Source organism: Klebsiella sp. 18074 (assembly GCF_902705905.1).
Lineage (GTDB): Bacteria > Pseudomonadota > Gammaproteobacteria > Enterobacterales > Enterobacteriaceae > Klebsiella > Klebsiella terrigena.
This window is the reverse complement of record NZ_CACSIS010000064.1, coordinates 1-4,500: the sequence shown is the minus strand read 5'-3', so window position 1 is coordinate 4,500 and position 4,500 is coordinate 1. Positions and strand designations below refer to the sequence as shown.

Genomic DNA, 4,500 nt, shown 5'->3' with positions numbered 1-4,500 from the left:
TGTCATATTCAACGTGGGAAGTGTTGATGGTGATACCACGAGCTTTTTCTTCCGGTGCGTTATCGATCTGGTCGAATGCGCGCGCAGAACCACCGTAGGTTTTAGCCAGAACGGTAGTGATTGCAGCAGTCAGCGTTGTTTTACCATGGTCAACGTGGCCGATAGTACCGACGTTAACGTGCGGTTTTGTACGTTCAAACTTTTCTTTAGACATCGATTGTCCCTCTAAGACACGGATAAATCGGTGATATCACCACATCAACCAGGCAACATGCCCGACTTGTTGAATGCAATAGAATAGAGAGAAACAGGGAAGGAGAGATAAAGAAGTGGTGCTGATACCCAGAGTCGAACTGGGGACCTCACCCTTACCAAGGGTGCGCTCTACCAACTGAGCCATATCAGCACGTCTGGAGCGGGCAGCGGGAATCGAACCCGCATCATCAGCTTGGAAGGCTGAGGTAATAGCCATTATACGATGCCCGCATCCTGAAACTCGGCTACCCAGTTCTTTCTATAACAAAAAAAAGAGAGTTATCTCTTTTCTTTGTTTGAGCTGATTAGCTTAACCAATCAACTCTGGCTCCGCAAAGCGTTGCCGAAAGATGGTGGTGGGGGAAGGATTCGAACCTTCGAAGTCGATGACGGCAGATTTACAGTCTGCTCCCTTTGGCCGCTCGGGAACCCCACCAGGCACTTGATGGTGCCGACTACCGGAATCGAACTGGTGACCTACTGATTACAAGTCAGTTGCTCTACCTACTGAGCTAAGTCGGCATCAAGTAGCGCGCATTTTAGGGAGCCCTGCGGATTCATGCAACTAAAAAATTGCATAAATCGTTCTATCGCTCATATTTTGCTCTCAAACACCAAAAAGCGGTGTAATTTCAATCGATGAAGAACAAAAAAACACCATTACTCTCGCAATATTTCCATTCAAAGCCCGCTGCGGCTAAGCAAGGGACGCATTTTGCGTGCGACGGCATAGCTTTTGCCGCGCCCCCGGCACGATAAAGTCACTTTGCTCTCTGCTATATAGTGGATAGCTGATTGGCCTGAGCGACTCGTTGACTGCATCATCGCCGTTTACAGCCCGCCGCCGTTTGCCCCCGCATCAGCTTTGACGTCCTTTATTCACAAATTTCACTCTTGTGATGTTGGCGTGAGAAAGCATCATTCAATGCGTTTTTTTCTTATTATTCCCTGCAATCTGGTGTTACCCTCCTGCCCATTGTCCTGATTAACTTATGTGAAGCATCTGCGCCTGTCTTTAATTTGGCGATGGTAAGAAAATGCTTATGAGCAAAAAAGAGCAAACGTTAATGACACCTTATCTACAATTTAACCGCAACCAATGGGCTGCACTTCGTGATTCCGTTCCGATGACGCTAACAGAGGAAGAAATCACGCGGTTAAAAGGCATCAACGAAGATCTTTCGCTGGAAGAAGTCGCGGAAATTTATTTGCCGCTGTCGCGTTTGCTTAATTTCTATATCAGTTCCAACCTGCGTCGTCAGGCCGTGCTGGAACAGTTTCTTGGTACCAACGGTCAGCGTATTCCGTATATCATCAGCATCGCCGGTAGCGTCGCAGTAGGTAAAAGTACAACCGCACGCGTGCTGCAGGCGCTGCTTAGCCGCTGGCCAGAGCATCGGCACGTTGAATTGATCACCACCGATGGCTTCCTGCACCCTAATGCCGTATTGAAAGAACGCGGCCTGATGAAGAAGAAGGGCTTCCCGCAGTCTTATGATATGCACCGGTTGGTCAAGTTCGTCTCCGATCTGAAATCAGGTATCGCTAACGCTAAAGCCCCGGTCTATTCACACCTGATTTATGATGTTATTCCCGATGGCGATAAGACGGTTTCCCAGCCAGACATTTTAATTCTTGAAGGATTAAATGTTTTACAAAGCGGGATGGATTATCCGCACGATCCGCATCATGTATTTGTTTCTGATTTCGTTGATTTTTCTATATATGTTGATGCGCCGGAAGAAATGCTGCGGAGCTGGTATATCAATCGTTTTCTAAAATTCCGTGAAGGCGCATTTACCGATCCTGACTCATATTTCCATAATTATGCAAAGCTCTCGAAAGATGAAGCCGTCAATATAGCCACCTCACTGTGGAATGAGATTAACCTTCTGAATCTTAAAGAAAACATCCTACCAACTCGTGAAAGAGCGAGTCTGATAATGACCAAGAGCGCCAACCATTCGGTCGACGAAGTCCGCTTGCGGAAATAAAAAAGGGAGCCTCGGCTCCCTGTTGTTTATTCGGCGCTGCGTAGCGATATTTCACCGCCAACCCATGGTTTAATCACCCCATCTTGCTCAAGTAATAATGCTCCCTGAGTATCGATGCCACGGGAAATCCCGAAGATTTCTTTGTCTCCGATAATAAGCTTAACCGGGCGATTGAGGAAATTATCTAATTTTTCCCAGCGCGACAGGTAAGGAGCCAGCCCTTCCTGTTCAAACAGCTGCAGTCCCGCCCGTAGCTCTTTAATCAGGCGCGCGGCCAGCGCATTACGATCGATAGAGACTCCGGCTTCCTGCAGACTAATCCAGCCCTGATTGACAACATCAGACTCCACGCGTCGCATCGCCAGATTGATCCCTGCACCGCTCACTATCTGCGCCGCATCGCCCGTTTTTCCCGTCAACTCCACCAGAATGCCGGACAGCTTCCGGTCCTGAAGGTACAGATCGTTTGGCCACTTGACGCGTACCTTATCGGCGCCGAGGCTCTGAAGTACTTCAGCAATAACAATGCCAATCACCAGGCTCAAGCCTACCGCTGCGGCAGGTCCCTGCTCCAGTCGCCAGTAGATGGAAAGATAGAGATTCGCACCGAAGGGTGAGAACCACTTGCGCCCGCGGCGACCGCGCCCAGCCTGCTGATATTCCGCAACGCAGGCATCACCAGACTGAAGCTCGTTAAGCCTGTCCAATAAATACTGGTTTGTGGAATCAATCACCGACAGCACGGTGACGCGGCCCTGGTCGATCTGTCCGGCAATCAGCTCTTCATTTAATAATTGCACCGGTTCCGGAAGGCTGTAGCCTTTACCTGGGACGGTAAAGACATCAACTCCCCAGTCGCGCAGCGTCTGAATATGCTTATTGATTGCAGCCCGGCTCATTCCCAGACGTTCGCCGAGCTGCTCTCCGGAATGAAACTCGCCGTCAGCCAGAATAGATATCAGGGTCAGGGGAATGGTGTTGTCCCTCATGCAATCGCCTCCTCAGCGTTAACTTCACCGGTTGCGCCAATAAAACGGACTTCGGGCTGCAGCCAGACGTTAAACATCTCGCCAACCCGCAGGCGGACGTAATGAGCAAGATCGATCACATCGTCGCTGGTTGCATGGTGGTCATTGATTAATACCAGCGCCTGCTGGCGATGTACCGCCGCACCACCGATGGTTTTCCCTTTAAGCTGGCATTGATCGATAAGCCAGCCAGCGGCCAGCTTGATGCTGCCATCCGCCTGCGGATAATGCGGCGCATTTGGGAAAGCGGCCAGCAGTTCCTGCCCTTTCTCCGCGCTAATGACCGGGTTTTTAAAGAAGCTGCCGGCGTTACCATTTACCTTTGGATCGGGAAGCTTGGTCATTCGCATATGGCAAACAGCATCAAATACCTGTCGAGGCGTCACGGTATTTGGGTCAAGACGGGCCAAATCGCCATAGGTCAGCACCGGCTGCCAGACTTTAGGCAACCTGAGGCCAACGGCCACGATGGCATAGCGATCCTGGTATTCATGTTTGAAGATACTATCCCGATAGCCAAAACGGCACTCGTTGGCCGAAAGCCGCTGTTTGTGCCCGGTTGCCAGCTCGATACAGTCAACATACAGGCAGACACGCTGGAGCTCGACGCCATAAGCACCAATATTTTGAATGGGTGAAGAGCCAGCGCAGCCGGGGATCAAGGCAAGGTTTTCCAGGCCCGGCATTTCTTTTTCTAAAGTAAACTGCACCAGATGGTGCCAGTTCTCTCCTGCCCCAACGTGTAGATGCCAGGCTTCAGGCGTTTCTGTAACCTCAATCCCCAGGATGCGGTTGATAATGACCGTACCAGAATAATCCTTTAGAAAGAGCACGTTGCTTCCTTCCCCGAGGATTAAGACCGGCTGTTCCTCTGCGGTGGCATCCTGCCAGGCAGACAGTAGCTGTTGCTCATTTTCGGCGCGCACAATTGCTTTGGCTGTACGATCGATGCCAAAGGTATTCCAGGGTTTAAGGGAGTGATTCATAGTGGCTTCCTGATGCAAAATCTGCACTAGTTTACCGTATATGTCAGGGGAAGGCTTGTTCGGTTTGGTCGCTGGCCGCTGGATATTCCCGGAACGCGGCGCGCAGCGCTCGATCCGGGCGGCGTCCGGCCGCTTTTCATGAACCGCAGACAACAAAAAACCCCATGCCTGCGCATGAGGTTTCTTTGTTTGTTTGATGCCTGACAGTTGTATGGCGGGCCTCCTGCCCGCCACCCT

General features: G+C 50.7%; 4 protein-coding genes and 4 tRNA genes. 1 reads left to right on the top strand and 7 read right to left on the bottom strand.

Translation table 11 applies throughout. The features are described 5' to 3' along the window. The 5 genes from GVK32_RS28280 to GVK32_RS28260 all read right to left on the bottom strand — a co-directional run. The coding region (locus GVK32_RS28280) for a GTP-binding protein (protein ID WP_227256966.1) at window positions 1–214 on the bottom strand (214 nt) is incomplete at its 3' end. A gap of 116 nt (window positions 215–330) precedes the next feature. Continuing rightward, window positions 331–406, bottom strand: a tRNA-Thr gene (locus GVK32_RS28275). A 5-nt stretch (window positions 407–411) separates the two neighbouring features. Beyond that, window positions 412–486: transfer RNA gene (locus tag GVK32_RS28270), tRNA-Gly, on the bottom strand. A gap of 120 nt (window positions 487–606) precedes the next feature. Then, window positions 607–691, bottom strand: a tRNA-Tyr gene (locus tag GVK32_RS28265). Between the two features lie 10 nt (window positions 692–701). Beyond that, window positions 702–777, bottom strand: a tRNA-Thr gene (locus GVK32_RS28260). 521 nt (window positions 778–1,298) lie between these two features. Here GVK32_RS28260 and coaA point away from each other — a divergent pair. After that, entirely contained in the window at window positions 1,299–2,249 is a 951-nt protein-coding gene (coaA, locus tag GVK32_RS28255) for a type I pantothenate kinase (protein ID WP_115193801.1), read from the top strand. 26 nt (window positions 2,250–2,275) lie between these two features. On the opposite strand, the gene birA is transcribed toward coaA, so the two are convergent. Continuing rightward, window positions 2,276–3,238 carry a bifunctional biotin--[acetyl-CoA-carboxylase] ligase/biotin operon repressor BirA gene (gene birA, locus GVK32_RS28250; RefSeq protein ID WP_041143533.1) on the bottom strand — a complete coding sequence of 321 codons (963 nt, stop codon included), beginning with the start codon at window positions 3,236–3,238 and terminating at the stop codon, window positions 2,276–2,278. Further along, on the bottom strand, window positions 3,235–4,263 hold the full coding sequence (gene murB, locus GVK32_RS28245; protein WP_159874154.1) for a UDP-N-acetylmuramate dehydrogenase: 1,029 nt from the start codon (window positions 4,261–4,263) through the stop codon (window positions 3,235–3,237). The genes birA and murB overlap by 4 nt, the downstream gene beginning before the upstream one ends. Between the last annotated feature and the right edge of the window lie 237 nt (window positions 4,264–4,500).

Excerpts from the sequence above, each read along its gene's own strand:
- coaA (WP_115193801.1), top strand. The coding sequence starts at position 1,299 with ATGAGCAAAAAAGAGCAAACGTTAATGACACCTTATCTACAATTTAAC.
- birA (WP_041143533.1), bottom strand. The coding sequence starts at position 3,238 with ATGAGGGACAACACCATTCCCCTGACCCTGATATCTATTCTGGCTGAC.
- murB (WP_159874154.1), bottom strand. The coding sequence starts at position 4,263 with ATGAATCACTCCCTTAAACCCTGGAATACCTTTGGCATCGATCGTACA.